General features: G+C 43.5%; 18 protein-coding genes. 12 read left to right on the top strand and 6 right to left on the bottom strand.

Annotated features, from left to right (window positions below; genetic code table 11):
• Positions 1 to 88 precede the first annotated feature (88 nt).
• Positions 89 to 1,093 carry a class 1 fructose-bisphosphatase gene (gene fbp, locus HGO23_RS17820; RefSeq protein WP_209027402.1) on the bottom strand — a complete coding sequence of 335 codons (1,005 nt, stop codon included), beginning with the start codon at positions 1,091 to 1,093 and terminating at the stop codon, positions 89 to 91.
• 170 nt (positions 1,094 to 1,263) lie between these two features.
• On the opposite strand from fbp, the gene mpl reads away from it, so the two are divergent.
• Positions 1,264 to 2,634 (top strand): UDP-N-acetylmuramate:L-alanyl-gamma-D-glutamyl-meso-diaminopimelate ligase, encoded by a 1,371-nt coding sequence (gene mpl / locus HGO23_RS17815; RefSeq protein ID WP_209027401.1) that lies wholly within the window; start codon positions 1,264 to 1,266, stop codon positions 2,632 to 2,634.
• Between the two features lie 133 nt (positions 2,635 to 2,767).
• On the opposite strand, the gene argR is transcribed toward mpl, so the two are convergent.
• On the bottom strand, positions 2,768 to 3,238 hold the full coding sequence (gene argR / locus HGO23_RS17810) for a transcriptional regulator ArgR (protein ID WP_099134280.1): 471 nt from the start codon (positions 3,236 to 3,238) through the stop codon (positions 2,768 to 2,770).
• Positions 3,239 to 3,680: 442 nt separating this feature from the next.
• On the opposite strand from argR, the gene mdh reads away from it, so the two are divergent.
• Entirely contained in the window at positions 3,681 to 4,619 is a 939-nt protein-coding gene (gene mdh, locus HGO23_RS17805; protein WP_209027400.1) for a malate dehydrogenase, read from the top strand.
• A 116-nt stretch (positions 4,620 to 4,735) separates the two neighbouring features.
• Here mdh and HGO23_RS17800 read toward each other — a convergent pair whose 3' ends face one another.
• A complete protein-coding gene (locus HGO23_RS17800; RefSeq protein ID WP_038261455.1) occupies positions 4,736 to 4,999 on the bottom strand; it encodes a helix-turn-helix domain-containing protein in 264 nt (87 codons plus the stop codon).
• Positions 5,000 to 5,186: 187 nt separating this feature from the next.
• Between HGO23_RS17800 and HGO23_RS17795 the strand changes: the two genes are divergently transcribed.
• Together HGO23_RS17795 and HGO23_RS17790 are read left to right on the top strand one after the other, a co-directional pair.
• On the top strand, positions 5,187 to 5,534 hold the full coding sequence (locus HGO23_RS17795; RefSeq protein WP_099134282.1) for a DNA-binding protein: 348 nt from the start codon (positions 5,187 to 5,189) through the stop codon (positions 5,532 to 5,534).
• A 75-nt stretch (positions 5,535 to 5,609) separates the two neighbouring features.
• Positions 5,610 to 5,990 (top strand): DNA-binding protein, encoded by a 381-nt coding sequence (locus HGO23_RS17790; RefSeq protein WP_099134283.1) that lies wholly within the window; start codon positions 5,610 to 5,612, stop codon positions 5,988 to 5,990.
• A 45-nt stretch (positions 5,991 to 6,035) separates the two neighbouring features.
• Here HGO23_RS17790 and ispB read toward each other — a convergent pair whose 3' ends face one another.
• Positions 6,036 to 7,007 carry an octaprenyl diphosphate synthase gene (gene ispB, locus HGO23_RS17785; RefSeq protein WP_099134284.1) on the bottom strand — a complete coding sequence of 324 codons (972 nt, stop codon included), beginning with the start codon at positions 7,005 to 7,007 and terminating at the stop codon, positions 6,036 to 6,038.
• 253 nt (positions 7,008 to 7,260) lie between these two features.
• On the opposite strand from ispB, the gene rplU reads away from it, so the two are divergent.
• From rplU to cgtA, 3 genes are all read left to right on the top strand, one after another.
• Positions 7,261 to 7,569 carry a 50S ribosomal protein L21 gene (gene rplU / locus HGO23_RS17780; RefSeq protein ID WP_045968299.1) on the top strand — a complete coding sequence of 103 codons (309 nt, stop codon included), beginning with the start codon at positions 7,261 to 7,263 and terminating at the stop codon, positions 7,567 to 7,569.
• A gap of 20 nt (positions 7,570 to 7,589) precedes the next feature.
• Positions 7,590 to 7,847: a 50S ribosomal protein L27 gene (rpmA, locus tag HGO23_RS17775; RefSeq protein ID WP_038261469.1), complete on the top strand. Its 258-nt coding sequence runs from the start codon at positions 7,590 to 7,592 to the stop codon at positions 7,845 to 7,847.
• Between the two features lie 130 nt (positions 7,848 to 7,977).
• Positions 7,978 to 9,147: an Obg family GTPase CgtA gene (cgtA, locus tag HGO23_RS17770; RefSeq protein ID WP_209027399.1), complete on the top strand. Its 1,170-nt coding sequence runs from the start codon at positions 7,978 to 7,980 to the stop codon at positions 9,145 to 9,147.
• Positions 9,148 to 9,246: 99 nt separating this feature from the next.
• Here the strand turns inward: cgtA and dacB are convergent, their stop codons facing one another.
• Positions 9,247 to 10,695 carry a serine-type D-Ala-D-Ala carboxypeptidase gene (dacB, locus tag HGO23_RS17765; RefSeq protein WP_169923001.1) on the bottom strand — a complete coding sequence of 483 codons (1,449 nt, stop codon included), beginning with the start codon at positions 10,693 to 10,695 and terminating at the stop codon, positions 9,247 to 9,249.
• A gap of 315 nt (positions 10,696 to 11,010) precedes the next feature.
• On the opposite strand from dacB, the gene greA reads away from it, so the two are divergent.
• Positions 11,011 to 11,487, top strand: a complete 477-nt coding sequence (greA, locus tag HGO23_RS17760; protein ID WP_099134287.1) for a transcription elongation factor GreA — start codon at positions 11,011 to 11,013, stop codon at positions 11,485 to 11,487.
• A 151-nt stretch (positions 11,488 to 11,638) separates the two neighbouring features.
• Here the strand turns inward: greA and yhbY are convergent, their stop codons facing one another.
• Positions 11,639 to 11,932 (bottom strand): ribosome assembly RNA-binding protein YhbY, encoded by a 294-nt coding sequence (gene yhbY / locus HGO23_RS17755; protein ID WP_038261477.1) that lies wholly within the window; start codon positions 11,930 to 11,932, stop codon positions 11,639 to 11,641.
• Positions 11,933 to 12,065: 133 nt separating this feature from the next.
• Between yhbY and rlmE the strand changes: the two genes are divergently transcribed.
• From rlmE to glmM, 4 genes are all read left to right on the top strand, one after another.
• Positions 12,066 to 12,695 (top strand): 23S rRNA (uridine(2552)-2'-O)-methyltransferase RlmE, encoded by a 630-nt coding sequence (rlmE, locus tag HGO23_RS17750; protein ID WP_099134288.1) that lies wholly within the window; start codon positions 12,066 to 12,068, stop codon positions 12,693 to 12,695.
• Between the two features lie 47 nt (positions 12,696 to 12,742).
• On the top strand, positions 12,743 to 14,683 hold the full coding sequence (gene ftsH / locus HGO23_RS17745) for an ATP-dependent zinc metalloprotease FtsH (RefSeq protein ID WP_209027398.1): 1,941 nt from the start codon (positions 12,743 to 12,745) through the stop codon (positions 14,681 to 14,683).
• A gap of 112 nt (positions 14,684 to 14,795) precedes the next feature.
• A complete protein-coding gene (gene folP / locus HGO23_RS17740; protein ID WP_209027397.1) occupies positions 14,796 to 15,641 on the top strand; it encodes a dihydropteroate synthase in 846 nt (281 codons plus the stop codon).
• A gap of 78 nt (positions 15,642 to 15,719) precedes the next feature.
• Entirely contained in the window at positions 15,720 to 17,051 is a 1,332-nt protein-coding gene (gene glmM, locus HGO23_RS17735) for a phosphoglucosamine mutase (RefSeq protein WP_099134291.1), read from the top strand.
• Positions 17,052 to 17,056 lie beyond the last annotated feature (5 nt).

Genomic DNA, 17,056 nt, shown 5'->3' with positions numbered 1-17,056 from the left:
GCTGGCCATTGCCTTACTACGTCGTCGAATAGAAAGAGGCGAAACTTCGCCTCTTCTTACAACCAATTAATCAACCAGTTGATTTATATTACTCATCCGGAAACTCAGCCATAAAACTTTCGGCTTTTTCTACCATAGATTTAGTTCCGACGAAGAAAGGCACTCGTTGATGCAGCTTGCTTGGTACGATATCTAAAATCCGGTTGACGCCATCACTGGCTTTGCCGCCAGCTTGTTCAGCCAGGAAAGCAATCGGGTTGCACTCATATAGTAGACGGAGTTTGCCTGTCGGGTGACTTGCTGTACTTGGGTAGATATAGATACCGCCTTTCAACAGGTTGCGGTGGAAGTCGGCAACTAGTGAGCCAATATAACGGGTAGTGTAAGGGCGTTGAGTTGCTTCGTCTTGTTCCTGGCAATACTTGATGTACTTTTTCACGCCCAGAGGGAATTTGATGTAGTTCCCTTCGTTAATCGAGTACATATTACCTTTTTCCGGGAACTGGACTTTCTCATGGGTCAGACAGAATACACCAAGGGAAGGGTCGTAAGTGAAAGTATGAACACCATAGCCAGTGGTGTAAACCAACATGGTGGACGAACCGTAAACCACATAACCCGCTGCAACCTGACGATGACCCAGTTGCAGGAAGTCTTCTTCGGTAACGGGCTGCCCAACTGGCGTAATTCGATGGTAAATGGAGAAAATAGTCCCAACGGAAACGTTTACATCAATATTTGAAGAACCATCCAGTGGATCCATCAAAACAACATACTTCGCATTTTCTGCCCGATCACCATCAAAGATGACGATCTCGTCTTCTTCTTCGGAAGCAATACCAGCTACTTCACCGCGTGCTTTCAATGCTGCTTTGAGTTTTTCATTGGCATACAAGTCCAGTTTCATCTGCACTTCACCCTGAACATTTGAAACACCGCTGGTGCCTAAAATATCTACCAGACCGGCTTTATTGATGTCCCGATGAATGATTTTGGCACCCAGTTTAATGGCAGAAAGTAGTGCGGTCAGTTCACCCGTAGCATGAGGAAAGTCGTGCTGTTTCTCGACGATGAATTCGCCTAATGTTTTCATGACGAAAGCCCTGATTTGGTTATGATTTTAAAATCGTGCTCCACGTTGGGGTAGCACTTAAGTGCGGGCAGTTTAGCTAAAGAATAAAATGATTGATAGGCTATTGCATTTCTAATCTGTGATTTGATGGTTAGAATAGTGATACACTTCATGATATCGGATAGAAATAAATGCGTATTCATATTCTTGGCATCTGCGGTACTTTCATGGGAGGGCTGGCGATACTCGCCCGTTCATTAGGTCACGAAGTTATCGGCTCTGACGCCAATGTGTATCCTCCCATGAGTACTCTGTTGAAAAATCAGGGTATTGAACTGATCCAAGGATACGATCCTTCCCAACTCGCTCCTGTGCCAGATATGGTGATCATCGGTAACGCTATGACACGTGGTAATCCTTGTGTTGAGGCGGTTCTGGATCGCGGTATTCCTTATACATCCGGCCCACAGTGGTTACATGATCATGTTTTACCAGAGCGTTGGGTTTTGGCTGTTGCAGGAACACATGGCAAAACAACAACAGCGGGTATGCTGGCGTGGATCTTGGAAGCCTGTGACTATAAACCGGGATTTCTGATTGGTGGTGTGCCGGGCAATTTTGATGTTTCAGCACAGATTGGTGAAAGCCCGTTTTTCGTGATTGAAGCGGATGAATATGACAGTGCTTTCTTTGATAAACGTTCAAAGTTTGTTCATTATAGCCCTCGTACACTCATCATGAATAATCTTGAATTCGATCATGCTGATATTTTCGAAAATCTGGCTGCCATCCAAAAGCAATTTCACCATCTTGTCAGAATCGTACCGGGCTTGGGTAAAATCCTTGTACCTGATAATGACGTAAATCTGAAACAAGTACTTGGAATGGGATGCTGGAGTGAGTTGGAACACCTCGGGGAAACAGGGGTTTGGCACGTCCAAAAAAACACTCAGGACAGCAGTACTTATCAGGTATACCATCATGGTGAATTAGTGGGTGAAGTTAACTGGTCATTGGTGGGGGAACACAATATGCATAATGGCTTGATGGCTATTGCAGCAGCTCACCATGTAGGAATTCAGCCTAATGATGCCTGTCAGGTATTAGGTGACTTTATTAATGCTCGTCGCCGACTGGAATTGCTTGGCAGAGTGAATGATATCTCGGTTTATGATGACTTTGCCCATCATCCAACGGCAATTTTGGCGACACTGGAAGCGTTGAGAAGCAAAGCGGGTAGTATGGCGCGCATTCTTGCAGTGCTGGAACCACGTTCAAATACCATGAAATTGGGTATGAGCAAAAATGATATTGCTCCTTCCCTGGGTCGTGCGGATGAAGTTTTTCTGTTTCAACCTGGTAATATCCAGTGGCAGGTTGCTGAAATTGCGGAACAATGTGTTCAACCTGTTAGCTGGAGTACGGATATTGACACGTTAGTACGCATGATTGTGGAGGCAGCCCAGCCGGGTGACCACATACTGATCATGAGTAATGGCGGTTTTGGTGGTATTCATGAGAAATTATTGGCGGCGTTGAATAAGAAAGCACACGCTGCTTAATTGATCATAAACGTTGAATTAAGAGGATCGCAATGAGCAGCGTTCCTCTTGTACAGAACCTATGGCACAATTTTCTCTGGCAAAATGGTATGTAGTGATGCCGTGTTTTTAAATGGTTTTACAGGCGGTTGATTTACAGTTCTTGCTCAAACAGATTGAGGATAGCCTCATAGAGCTGCTTGGTTGTAAGGGCTTGTGTCGGTGTAGAAAAAACAGTGTCATCTCCTGCAATACTGCCAAGGATCCCTTCTGCTTTTCCTAATGAATCCAATAAACGCGCGATCAACTGTGCTGCGCCAGGACTGGTACGAATGACAACTACGGAATGGTTATAATCAACATCTAATACCAGATTTTTCAATGGGCTGGTGGCCGTGGGGACACCTAATTCTGCTGGCAGACAGTAGACCATTTCCATTTTTGCATTACGGGTTCTGACAGCGCCAAATTTTGTCAGCATTCTGGAAACTTTAGATTGGTTAATGTTTTCAAAACCGTCTTCTTGGAGTGCTGCAACTATCTCGCCTTGAGAACTGAATTTTTCTTCTTTTAATAATGCTTTGAAAGCTTTTACTAAATCTTCCTGTTTCGAAGGAATTCGCATATTTCACCATCGTTGAATCCACTTATGAAGCCAATATTATGCAAAAAGTGAATTTTTATGCAAGGAAGAGAAGAACAAACCCAATAGATCGAATATTTACGTTATTGAGCCTGGTAAATGTATTGTTAATAAAATGGCATTATTCAGGTAAAGGAGAAAGACAAGTTAATCAACAGAGTAATTAATAAGATAATAGGAATAATTCCTAAAAAAGTGCCTGTTATCTCATTAACAGACAAGCATTTTGTCTAAAATAAAAAACTTTAGTGTTCCATCATTGGGCTATTAGGTAGATAATCTGTCTGTTAACAGATTGTTTTAATACGTAGTGATGAGTAAGGCTGAGAGCTTATTCCATACTTATACTTTGTATGGGAAATATTAAGTCTCTTAACCAGACAGGTTTAAGTTTTTTACAGCACTTATTTAAAGGAGTATCAGGATGAAAGTTGCAGTTCTCGGTGCAGCCGGTGGTATTGGTCAGGCACTTGCCCTTCTACTCAAGACCCAGCTTCCTTCAGGTTCAGAACTTTCCTTGTATGACATTGCTCCGGTGACCCCTGGTGTAGCTGCCGATCTGAGCCATATCCCAACAGCTGTGAAGGTCACTGGTTTTGCTGGTGAAGATGCAACTCCTGCATTGGTAGGAGCGGAAGTTGTATTGATTTCTGCAGGTGTAGCACGTAAACCTGGTATGGATCGTTCAGATCTGTTCAATATTAATGCAGGAATTATCCGTAATCTGGTTCAACAGATTGCTAAAACATGTCCAAAAGCATTAATCGGAATTATTACCAACCCTGTGAACACCACTGTGGCAATCGCTGCCGAAGTGCTGAAAAAAGAGGGGATTTACGACAAGAATCGTCTGTTTGGCGTAACTACTCTGGATATTATCCGTTCTAATACGTTTGTGGCAGAACTGAAAGGTAAGAAACCAGAAGAGTTGGAAATTCCTGTTATCGGCGGTCACTCTGGCGTAACTATTCTGCCATTACTGTCTCAGATCCCGGGTGTCAGCTTCACTGATGAAGAAGTGGAAGCGTTGACGAAACGTATTCAGAATGCAGGTACTGAAGTTGTTGAAGCAAAAGCAGGTGGTGGATCTGCAACTTTGTCTATGGGTCAAGCAGCAGCACGTCTGGGCCTTTCTTTGATCCGTGGTTTGCAGGGTGAAAGCAATGTTATTGAATGCTGTTACGTAGAAGGTGACGGCAAATATGCTCGTTTCTTCGCACAACCTGTTCGTTTGGGTAAAAATGGTATCGAAGAACGTTTAGATATTGGTCGATTGAGTGAGTTTGAACAGAAAGCATTGGATAATATGCTGGACGTTCTGAAAAAAGATATTGAATTAGGCGAAAGATTTATTAATGGTTAATTCAATTAATTCTTAATTTATTAATATACGAATTAACTTAAATATATTAGATAACGAAAACCGCTAGTTTAAAAAAAGCTAGCGGTTTTTCTTTCAATAATTATATTGGTAGCTAATTATTCTTTTTTCTCTCTTATTTTCCTTTCTAATAACTCTCCAGTATGAGGATTGAAATAACGGCTTGGCCATATTTCAGACGGATGAATACCTAAGTAGTTTGCTATTATCCATTCTCCCTTGGGCCACGAGCGAGAAAGAGTATTCGCCAAAGTTGATGAGCTTAGTCCTGATTCACGAGAAACAGCGGCCAGAGTTGTTCCACGTTTACGTAAAGCAGCAATAATATCAGCAGGATGCCAATCCGATTTCATAGAAATCATTTTTTTAATCCTTTCCTATTAAATTTAGAGCCACATTAGTGGTATAACTAAAGCGTTAGAGTGAAATTAATAACGAACATGGATCTGTTATTAAGAAAATAAAATAACATTATTTTTTCTAAAAATATTTTTAATTTTTTCTTAATAACTTCTTTTTTGAACTTGGTTACAAAAATAGAGAAACATTATGAAAAAAGAGTGGTATACGGCAATGGAGTTGACCGGTGTAGGTGAGTTACCTAGATCACCACAAGGAGTCAATGCCAGAGCCAAACGTGAAGAGTGGTTGAGACAAAAACGAACAGGTGTTCAGGGAAGAGCAATTGAATATCACTATTCATGTTTTCCTGAATCAACATTGGCCGCTCTGGAGCTTAATGAAATATCACCTGAATATCAGGTTCAGAAACAAGACCCTCTATCCATTTGGGTAAGTGCGTTTAATTTACTCACGGATGAAGAAAAGGAGGTAATTACAGAAGTGATACTACGAGATGGAATAAGAAGTTTTTTGGAAAAAATTATAGCTACCTGAGGCAGCTTTTGAAAAGCTAAATGCTTAAAATTTGGCTTCCTCTTTACTGCTCCGGTATAAAGCGAGGAGAGAGAGATGAAAAAAGAATGGTATTCTGCAAAGGAACTCATTGGCCTCGCTGGCCTGCCATCGTCTCCCCAAGGAGTGAACCTGATGGCAAGACGTGAAGGCTGGGAACAACGCCGTAAGCGTGGAGTGCAGGGAAAAGCACTAGAATATCATATCAATAGCTTGCCCGAAGATGTTTTGAGTGTACTGACTGTCAGTGAGAACTCGGTTGAGCATTATCGGAACAAACGACAGGATCCGTTTATGATTTGGGTGGAAGCTTATTATCAATTGACTAAGCCAGAAAGGGAGCGAATGGTTAAGTTCATTTTACGTAAAGGACTTACCAGCATTGTTCAATATGTAGGAATTCAAGAGGTTGAAAACAAAGGGAGTATCCCAGACTGAATAGTCTGGGATACTTATACCCAGGGTATACTATCTGGGTCTGGCTCAGGAACGTCGCTGTACAGCGATGTGGGCTAATCCCACAAGGGCCGCTTTGTATGGAGACTCATCAAGCACTTGTAACGCTGAAATTGCTTTATCTGCTTCTTCCTCCGCCCGTTGGCGGGTGTAATCAAGTGAACCGCACTGTTTCATCGTTGTAAGCACAGTATCCAGTAAATGGCGGCCATTGCCTTTTTCAATAGCTTCGCGGATCAGTGCTGACTGTTCAGGCGTTCCGTGATTCATAGCGTGTAAGAGGGGAAGCGTTGGTTTACCTTCATTTAAATCATCTCCGGTGTTTTTTCCAAGTGTATTATCATCGGAATTGTAGTCTAACAGGTCATCAATCAATTGAAATGCAGTACCAAGATAGCGACCATAATCACGTAGTGCCTCTTCTTGCTCTGGAGTTGCATTAGACAAAATAGCGGGAGAATGGGCGGCTACCTCAAACAAACGCGCAGTTTTACTGTAAATGACACGCATGTAGTCATCTTCTGAAATGTTCGGATCATTACAGTTCATCAACTGCATCACTTCACCTTCAGCGATAACATTCGTGGCGTCAGACATCAATTTCAGCACTCGCATGGAGTTGAGGTCTGTCATCATCTGAAACGAGCGAGTATAGATAAAATCACCAACCAATACGCTGGCTGCGTTGCCATACATAGCATTGGCAGTTGCTTTACCGCGGCGCATATCGGACTCATCTACGACATCATCATGGAGTAGGGTTGCTGTGTGAATAAATTCGATCAGGGCAGCAATTTTGATATGTTTTTCTCCCTCATAATGCAGTGCCTTACCAGCCAACACTGCGATCATTGGGCGAATACGTTTACCACCGCCGCTGATAATGTAGTAGCCAAGCTGGTTGATTAGCGCTACATCAGAATTTAATTGGTTAAGAATTGTTTCATTAACCGCTGCCATATCATCAGCTGTAAGTTTAATTATCGATTCTAAGTTCATGTTTTAGCTTCGGACTCTGATTCAGAGCTGTGCTCATTAATTAGTATATCAATAGATATCACGGTATATTGATTGTACTTGAAAAAACGTTCAAATAAATGACAATCGAAAAACTCGGCTTTTTTCTCCTCTGTTCTAATTCTGCTCTTGTCTTCCAAGCGGTTTTTGCGTAGAATTCGCGCCCTATTGTGAATATTTTTTATAGCGCGCTCTGGAAAGAATTTTAGGGGGGTGCGCGGAAAGCGGAGTTTATATGTACGCGGTTTTCCAAAGTGGTGGTAAACAACACCGAGTAAGCGAAGGTCAAACTATTCGCTTGGAAAAGCTGGACATCGCAACAGGTGAAACTGTTGAGTTTGACCAGGTTCTGATGGTCGCTAATGGTGAAGACATCAAAATCGGCGCTCCAGTAGTTGAAGGCGTTAAAGTTAAAGCTGAAGTTGTTGCGCACGGTCGTGGTGAGAAAGTTAAAATCGTTAAGTTTCGTCGTCGTAAACACAGCCGTAAGCAGCAGGGCCACCGTCAGTGGTTCACTGATGTTAAAATCACTGGCATCGCTTAAGATATTAGGAGAGCAGATTAATGGCACACAAAAAGGCTGGCGGCTCGACTCGTAACGGTCGCGATTCTGAAAGCAAACGTCTGGGTGTAAAACGTTTTGGTGGTGAATCTGTTTTGGCAGGTAGCATCATCGTTCGTCAACGTGGTACTAAATTCCACGCAGGCAACAATGTAGGTTGTGGCCGTGACCACACCCTGTTCGCATTAGCTGACGGAAAAGTTAAATTCGAAGTTAAAGGTCCAAAAAACCGTAAATTTATTAGCATAGTAGCTGAATAAGTTTTTTGAACTTCGATCGAATCGGAAGCCCTGCAATGTGTGTTGCGGGGCTTTTTATATTTTGGATTATGCCATCTCTGGGTACGATCTGCCATCCAGCTTTATAGTGGCTATCCTACGGAGAAAAGTGATGAAATTTGTAGATGAAGCCAGGATACTGGTTGTAGCGGGAGATGGTGGCAATGGCTGTGTCAGCTTCCGTCGTGAAAAATATATTCCAAAAGGTGGGCCGGACGGAGGTGACGGCGGTGATGGTGGTGATGTTTATCTACTGGCAGATGAAAACCTCAATACGCTAATCGATTACCGTTTTGAAAAGTCCTTCCGTGCTGAACGTGGGCAAAATGGGCAAAGCCGCGATTGTACAGGCAAGCGTGGTCAGGATATTACCATTAAAGTACCAGTAGGGACCCGTATCCGTGATATTGCTACAGGAGAAATTCTGGGTGACATGGTACGTCATGAGCAGCGTCTGATGGTTGCAAAAGGTGGTTTTCATGGGTTGGGTAACACCCGTTTTAAATCCTCTGTTAACCGCGCTCCTCGCCAGAGAACCATGGGAACGCCGGGAGAGAGCCGCGACTTGATGTTGGAGCTGATGTTACTGGCTGACGTAGGGATGTTGGGAATGCCAAATGCGGGTAAATCTACCTTCATTCGCGCTGTTTCAGCAGCAAAACCTAAAGTCGCTGATTATCCATTTACGACGTTAGTACCAAGTCTTGGCGTCGTACGTATGGATAACGAGCAAAGCTTCGTAGTAGCAGATATCCCAGGTTTGATTGAAGGTGCATCAGAAGGGGCTGGTTTGGGTATTCGTTTCCTGAAACATTTGGAGCGTTGCCGTGTACTGTTGCACTTAATCGACCTCTGTCCGATTGATGAATCTGACCCAGTAGAAAATGCCCGTATTATCATCAATGAGTTGCATAAATACAGTGAAAAACTGGCTGAAAAACCACGCTGGTTGGTATTCAATAAGGTTGATCTGACCGATCCGGAAGAGGCTAAATTGAAAGCGAAGGCGATCGCTGATGAACTGGGTTGGGAAGGTGACTACTACATGATTTCAGCCGTGAATCGTCAGGGAGTGAAAGAACTCTGCTGGGATATCATGGAATTCATCAAGGCTCAGCCTCGTCAAGTAGATGCCGAGGAAGGATCGCAGCCAGAAAAAGTTGAGTTCATGTGGGATGACTACCATAAAGAACAGTTGCAGCAAGCACCTGATACTGATGATTGGGATGACGACTGGGACAAAGAAGATGAAGAAGGCGTTGAATTTATTTACAAACGCTAAGTTTTCACACCAGATATACAAATGATGGAAAAGGGCGTATTTGAAGCGCCCTTTTTTCTTATTCTCTCTGAAGGCATTTTCTCTCTGAAGGCATTTTCGTCAATTGTTTTTGTATAGCGATTTATATAAATGGCTTTCAAAACGGGTAAGAGGAACACGGCGCTGACGATGATTTTCAGGAGAGACGGAGTAAGACGAAATAAATTGGACAAAAGCGATCTGTTGTCCGCTGGCAGCGTTCATAAAGCCAGCAAGATTATATACACCTTGTAGTGACCCTGTTTTCGCAAAAACTTTGCCATTAACTCCAGCTTCATGCAAGCCGGGACGATAGGCTAAAGTACCATCATAACCTGCTTGCGGCAGCATGGAGATAAAATCCAGTTCATTATTGTGCTGGGCAATGAATTGTAAAATCTCCATCATTGTTGAAGGAGTGATAAGATCATGGCGTGAAAGGCCGGAACCATCAACTAAGACAGTATTATCAAGATCAATACCTGCTTTTTGTTTTAAGATCTGACGAACAGCATCAGAGCCGGAGCGCCAGGTACCGGGAACGTTAAAGTAATAATGCCCCAAGGTGCGAAAAACGGTATCGGCTATCATGTTATCTGACTTTTTCAGCATGATTCTGAGCAGGTCATGTAAAGGTGCTGATTGATTCAATGTGAGGATCTTTTCTGGTTGTTCAGGGAGCGATTGACGTCGTAGATGGCCTTTTAGTTCAATTCCAGCAAGATGTAGTTCATTTTTCAGAATAGCACCCACGTAGCTTGCTCCATTCTGGATAGCAAATGCCAGTGGCAAGGGTTCGCTACGTTGTGTCAGGCAGCCAGTTAGCGTATATCGGTTCAATTCTCCTGTTGTTACATCAAGTTCACAATACTTTGTTTCTGGAGAACCTTTCGCAAGTGTTTTTACTTCACTGAATACATTGACAGGATAATACGAAGGAACATGGACAGTGGCTAATGTATCAGCTTGTTCAGCGCTGTAGAGTAAGACTGAAAAACAGTTCTTATCCACAATGGCGGCGGCAGGAGGAGCACTAAAACATTGTGTCATATCATTCCATACCCAGCCGGGTGCTTTATCGTGGCTGGAAAAAATGGAAATATCTATGATGAGATCCCCATCAATCTGCTGTACACCAGACTGTTTTAACTCTTCTACCATATTGCGCAGTTGTGTGCGTGTTAGCGATGGATCACCAACGAAACGGGCAATAAGATTGCCCTTTAATCTGCCATCTTCAACATTAGCGTCACTCTCTAATGTAGTGACAAAACGGAAATCTTTGCCAAGCTGTAATAAGGCAGCTAATGCTGTCACAATTTTCTGAGTACTGGCAGGTAATGCCAATTGCTGTCCATGATAATCAATGATAGGTATTTTTTCGCCGACTTTCTGGGCGATAAATGAAAAATTGGTTCCCGCTGGCAAATATTGAATATTTTCTTCAATTGAAGAGGCATTCGCACTGAAAATACTCAGGCTCAAACTGAGCATCCAAGCTATTCTGCTGGTAATTTTTAAAAGAGCCATAGATCTCGCATATAAACGTGGATGTATTCCGATAATATTTGTATCAATAATACTAAGATGCAATTCAGGAAAAAGTAAACGATGATCCATCATCAACTCTACGTTAAAATGATAGATTAGCAGTTTAAATATGTATGTGAACTATCAGCGTATTCTGTAGTTTACGCTTCTTTTATTGTCTGGAAGCCCGCCTGATAGGGTGTGCTCATTGTGTTGTAGTCTATTGCAAAATACTGTTATTGCAAGAGAAGTGATGTTATTGCAAAAATCAGGAAGATGTTGTCTGGGCTTAGGATTGATTTAGAGGTTTGATAAATGAAACAAATTCCGATGACGGTACGTGGCGCAGATAAATTGCGCGAAGAATTAGAATATCTGAAAAATGTACGTCGCCCTCAAATTATTGCTGCAATCGCTGAGGCGCGTGAGCACGGTGACTTGAAAGAAAATGCTGAATATCACGCTGCTCGTGAGCAACAGGGATTCTGTGAAGGCCGTATTCAAGAAATTGAAGCTAAACTTTCTAATGCACAAGTGATCGATATCACTAAGATGACCAACAATGGCCGTGTGATTTTTGGTTCAACGGTAACGGTATTGAATGTTGATTCTGATGAAGAACAGACTTACCGCATTGTGGGGGACGATGAAGCGAATATCAAAGAAAACCTGCTTTCGGTTAACTCGCCCATCGCCCGTGGTTTAATTGGCAAAGAAGTGGATGACGTTGCTGTGATCGATACTCCGGGTGGCAAAGTGGAATATGAAGTTTTGAGCGTCGAGTATATTTGATATTCAATTTAAAGGTTGAATTAACTTTCCCGCTCGTAGGGTGGGGAAGGGCATAGAAAGTGGCCATTATATGTTGATGATGGGAATAAAAAGGCCTGATTTGGCCTTTTTTATCATAGTAGAATGGCACTTTTGTATAAGTATGTTGAGATTATTTCGGTAAACTAATCTTGCGCTCTTCCGATGGGCGGTAGAGAACTAGCATTTTTCCAATAATTTGCACATTATATGCGCCAGTTTCACGAACAATAGCTTCCGCGATCAAAGTTTTGATTTCACGGTCTTCGCCTGCAACTTTGACTTTGATAAGCTCGTGATGCGAAAGGGTTTGTTCGATTTCGGCCAATACGCCTTCAGTCAGTCCGTTGTTACCGATCATAACAACAGGCTTTAATGAATGAGCGAGGCTTTTCAGGTATTGCACTTGTTTCTTGTTAAGAGTCATCGTTTTTTTGCTTAGTTGGGATTGAAAACGACATATTCTACCGCCATCTCTTATCTATCACCATAAGTGTGTGGTGTGGTTTGATAAGAGAGTGCAAAAATAGGACTCTCTATTAGTATAGTTGGAAAGAACAATGGCCAATAAAAAACGTTCAGCAAGCTCAAGTCGCTGGTTGCAGGAACATTTTAGTGATAAATATGTTCTTCAGGCGCAGAAAAAAGGGCTTCGTTCCCGCGCTTGGTTTAAACTTGATGAGATACAGCAAAGCGACAAAATTTTTAAACTGGGCATGACCGTTGTTGATTTAGGCGCTGCTCCAGGTGGGTGGTCTCAGTACGTAGTCAGTCAGATTGGTGATCGTGGTCGGGTAATTGCCTGCGATCTTTTGCCAATGGATCCCATTGTCGGAGTTGATTTCCTACAGGGGGACTTTCGTGATGAACTTATATTGAAAACATTGCTTGAGAGGGTTGGTGATAATAAAGTCCAGGTCGTCATGTCGGATATGGCTCCCAATATGAGTGGAACCCCCGCGGTCGATATTCCTCGATCCATGTATCTGGTTGAGTTAGCGTTGGATATGTGTCGTGATGTGCTGGCCCCTGGGGGTAGTTTTATCGTCAAAGTGTTTCAGGGAGAGGGCTTTGATGAGTACCTGAGGGAAATACGCTCCCTTTTTACGAAAGTTAAAATTCGTAAACCAGACGCTTCGCGGGCACGATCACGTGAAGTATACATTGTAGCGACAGGGCGGAAAGTGTAGTACCCTGCTGCTATTTGTTAACACAGTTGTAATATGAGGTTAATCCCTTGAGTGACATGGCGAAAAACCTGATTCTCTGGTTAGTCATCGCAGTTGTCTTGATGTTATTGTTCCAGAGTTTTGGTCCCGGCGATTCCAGTGGTCGTAGGGTGGATTACTCGAACTTCATCAGTGAGTTATCACATAATCAAATCAGTGAAGTACGTATTTCGGGTCGTGACATTGATTTCACTAAGAAAGACAACGGTGGAAAATATAGCACGTATATGCCAGTTCAGGATGAGAAGCTGCTGGATACACTGCTCAACAAACAGGTAAAAGTTGTCGGTGAACCACCAGAGCAACAAGGCCTGTTAGCGACTCTCTTTATTTCATGGTTCCCAATGCTACTGCTGATTGGCGTTTGGATCTTCTTTATGCGCCAAATGCAAGGTGGTGGCGGTAAAGGAGCGATGTCTTTCGGTAAAAGCAAAGCCCGTATGTTAACGGAAGATCAGATCAAAACCACGTTTGCGGATGTTGCTGGTTGTGACGAAGCAAAAGAAGAAGTGGGTGAATTGGTGGAATACCTGCGTGAACCCGGCCGATTCCAGAAACTGGGTGGTAAGATCCCGAAAGGTATCCTGATGGTAGGGCCTCCGGGTACAGGTAAAACCTTGCTGGCGAAAGCAATTGCAGGTGAGGCTAAAGTACCATTCTTCACTATTTCTGGTTCTGACTTTGTTGAAATGTTTGTTGGTGTTGGCGCTTCTCGTGTTCGTGACATGTTTGAACAGGCTAAGAAAGCAGCTCCTTGTATTATCTTTATCGACGAAATTGATGCTGTAGGGCGTCAACGTGGTGCTGGTTTGGGTGGTGGACACGATGAACGTGAACAAACACTGAACCAGATGCTGGTTGAAATGGATGGTTTTGAGGGTAACGAAGGCATTATCGTTATCGCTGCAACTAACCGTCCTGATGTTTTGGATCCTGCGCTGTTGCGTCCGGGTCGTTTCGACCGTCAGGTTGTCGTTGGTCTGCCTGATGTTCGCGGCCGTGAACAGATTCTGAAAGTTCATATGCGCCGTATTCCATTGGATACTGACATTGATGCTTCCATTATTGCCCGTGGTACACCAGGTTTCTCTGGTGCGGATTTGGCAAACCTGGTGAACGAAGCCGCTTTATTTGCCGCTCGTGGCAACAGACGCGTCGTATCTATGGTGGAATTTGAGAAGGCAAAAGATAAGATCATGATGGGTGCAGAGCGCCGTTCAATGGTCATGACAGAAGAGCAGAAAGAATCCACCGCTTACCATGAAGCAGGACATGCCATCATTGGCCGTTTGGTTCCTGAACATGATCCTGTCCATAAAGTGACAATCATTCCTCGTGGTCGCGCATTGGGTGTAACTTTTTTCTTGCCAGAAGGTGATCAAATCAGTGCCAGCCGTCAAAAATTAGAAAGTCAGATTTCTACTTTATATGGCGGCCGTCTTGCAGAAGAGATCATCTACGGTCCAGATAATGTTTCTACGGGCGCTTCCAATGACATTAAAGTGGCGACATCCATTGCCCGTAACATGGTGACACAATGGGGCTTCTCGGAAAAACTAGGCCCATTGTTGTATGCGGAAGAAGAAGGCGAAGTTTTCCTTGGTCGTTCTGTGGCTAAGGCAAAACACATGTCGGAAGATACCGCACGTTTAATTGATCAAGAAGTGAAAGTTATCATTGATCGCAACTACCAGCGCGCACGTCAGATTCTGATGGATAATCTGGATATTTTGCATTCAATGAAAGATGCTTTAATGAAGTACGAAACCATTGATGCGCCTCAGATTGATGACCTGATGAACCGTACTATAGTTCGTCCGCCCGCAGGTTGGGAAGGCGATAACAATAATGGCGGTAATAGCAGTAATAGTAATAGTAGTAATAACCGTCAGAATACATCGTCTCAGCAGCAGGCCACGAAACCTGCGGATGGTAGTCCAACTGCATAATCTATTCAGACCAAGGGCGATCATTGATAGAAGGTTGCCTCTGGTTTTGACAGACCGTACTTACTAAACCCCGGGTTTTTCCTGGGGTTTTTAACATTAAGGCCCCCTAGCGATGAAACTGACAGCCAGAGGCAGTATTCTTGACCTTTCCCATCCGCAAGTCATGGGAATACTGAATGTTACTCCTGATTCCTTTTCAGATGGTGGTACTTACAGTACCCTTGATGCGGCACTACAACATGCTGCCAAAATGATTGAAGAAGGAGCCACTATTATTGATGTTGGTGGTGAATCGACGCGTCCTGGTGCTGATGATGTCAGTGAACAGGAGGAACTAGATCGCGTTGTACCTGTAATAGAGTCTTTGGCACAGCGTTTTAATGTATGGATCTCTGTTGATACGTCAAAAGCTATCGTAATGCAGGAAGCTGCCAAAGTAGGTGCTCATATCATTAATGACATCCGTTCATTGCAGGGGTCGGGTGCACTAGAGGCAGCGGCAAAAACAGAGTTACCAGTTTGTTTAATGCACATGCAGGGACAACCCCGAACAATGCAGGTAGAACCTCACTACGAAGATATTGTGGCGGAAGTCAGAACATATCTGGAAACACAGATTGAACGCTGTGTTGCAGCAGGTATTACAAGAAACAAGCTGATGATAGATCCGGGATTCGGTTTTGGTAAGAATTTATCACATAATTATCAATTATTGGCTCATTTAAAAGAGCTCCACCATCTTGGCCTGCCGATTCTGGCTGGTATGTCACGCAAGTCCATGATTGGTCAGTTACTTCATGTGCCACCACAGGAAAGAGTAACGGGAAGTGTTGCTTGCGCTGTCATTGCGGCTATGCAGGGAGCTCAGATTATTCGCGTGCATGATGTAAAAGAAACGGTGCAGGCAATACAGATTGTCCAGGTAACTTTGTCAGAGAAGAATATTTTTCGTCAGTAGCGAACCCCGCCGGAAAAATTATCAGCAAAACGCAGATTGTGAACAAAGAATACGTTCAGCAAAGGAAGAAAGAAATTTATGAGTAACCGTAAATATTTTGGTACTGACGGTATCCGTGGCAAAGTCGGTAATAGCCCGATTACCCCTGATTTTGTTTTAAAACTTGGTTGGGCTGCGGGTAAGGTACTGGCGCGTCATGGTTCTCGCAAAATTATTATTGGTAAAGATACCCGTATTTCTGGCTATATGCTGGAATCTGCTTTGGAAGCGGGACTGGCAGCCGCTGGGCTATCAGCATCGTTTACTGGCCCGATGCCGACGCCAGCCGTAGCATACCTGACACGCACTTTCCGTGCTGAAGCGGGAATTGTTATTTCAGCTTCCCATAATCCTTACTACGATAACGGTATTAAATTCTTCTCCATTGATGGCACTAAACTTCCTGATGATGTGGAAGAAGCAATTGAAGCCGAAATGGAAAAACCGCTAACCTGCGTAGAATCTGCTGAATTAGGACGTGCTAATCGTATTGTTGATGCGGCAGGCCGTTATATCGAATTCTGTAAAGGCACATTCCCTAGTGAACAAAGTCTAAATGGATTAAAAATCGTATTGGATTGTGCTAATGGTGCTACCTACCATATCGCACCGAATGTTCTGAGAGAGTTGGGCGCCGATGTTATAACTATCGGCTGTGAGCCAAATGGCATCAATATCAATGAAGAATGCGGTGCGACAGATGTCCGGCTATTGCAGAAACGGGTTCAGGAAGAGCAGGCAAATGTCGGTTTGGCATTTGATGGCGATGGTGACCGGATAATCATGGTTGATCATTTGGGTCAGAAAGTAGATGGAGACCAGATACTTTACATCATCGCACGTGAAGCATTGCGACAAGGGCAACTGCGCGGTGGTGCAGTAGGAACTTTGATGAGTAATATGGGATTGGAGTTGGCGTTGAAACAGCTTGGTATTCCATTTGAACGTGCCAAAGTCGGTGACCGCTATGTACTGGAGAAGTTGCAGGAAAAAGGCTGGCGTTTAGGTGCAGAAAATTCAGGCCATATCATATTACTGGATAAAACCACAACAGGTGATGGTATCGTTGCTGGTTTGCAGGTATTGAGTGCTATAGTACGCAATAATATGAGTCTGCATGACCTGTGTAGTGGCATGAAATTATTGCCACAAGTGCTGGTCAATGTTCGTTTTAGTGGTGATAACGATCCTTTGCAATCGGAACGAGTACTCGAAGTTGTTAAAGAAGTTGAAACTGAGTTAGAGGGTCGTGGTCGAGTACTGTTACGCAAATCGGGCACTGAACCATTGATCCGTGTGATGGTAGAAGGTGAAGATGAGGGACAGGTTACGGCACTGGCGCATCGCATTGCAGATGCTGTAAAAAAATAGCCTGA

This window comes from Xenorhabdus budapestensis (assembly GCF_017743015.1).
Lineage (GTDB): Bacteria > Pseudomonadota > Gammaproteobacteria > Enterobacterales > Enterobacteriaceae > Xenorhabdus > Xenorhabdus budapestensis.
The sequence above is the reverse complement of the archived record's forward strand: the minus strand, read 5'-3'. Positions and strand labels throughout refer to the sequence as shown.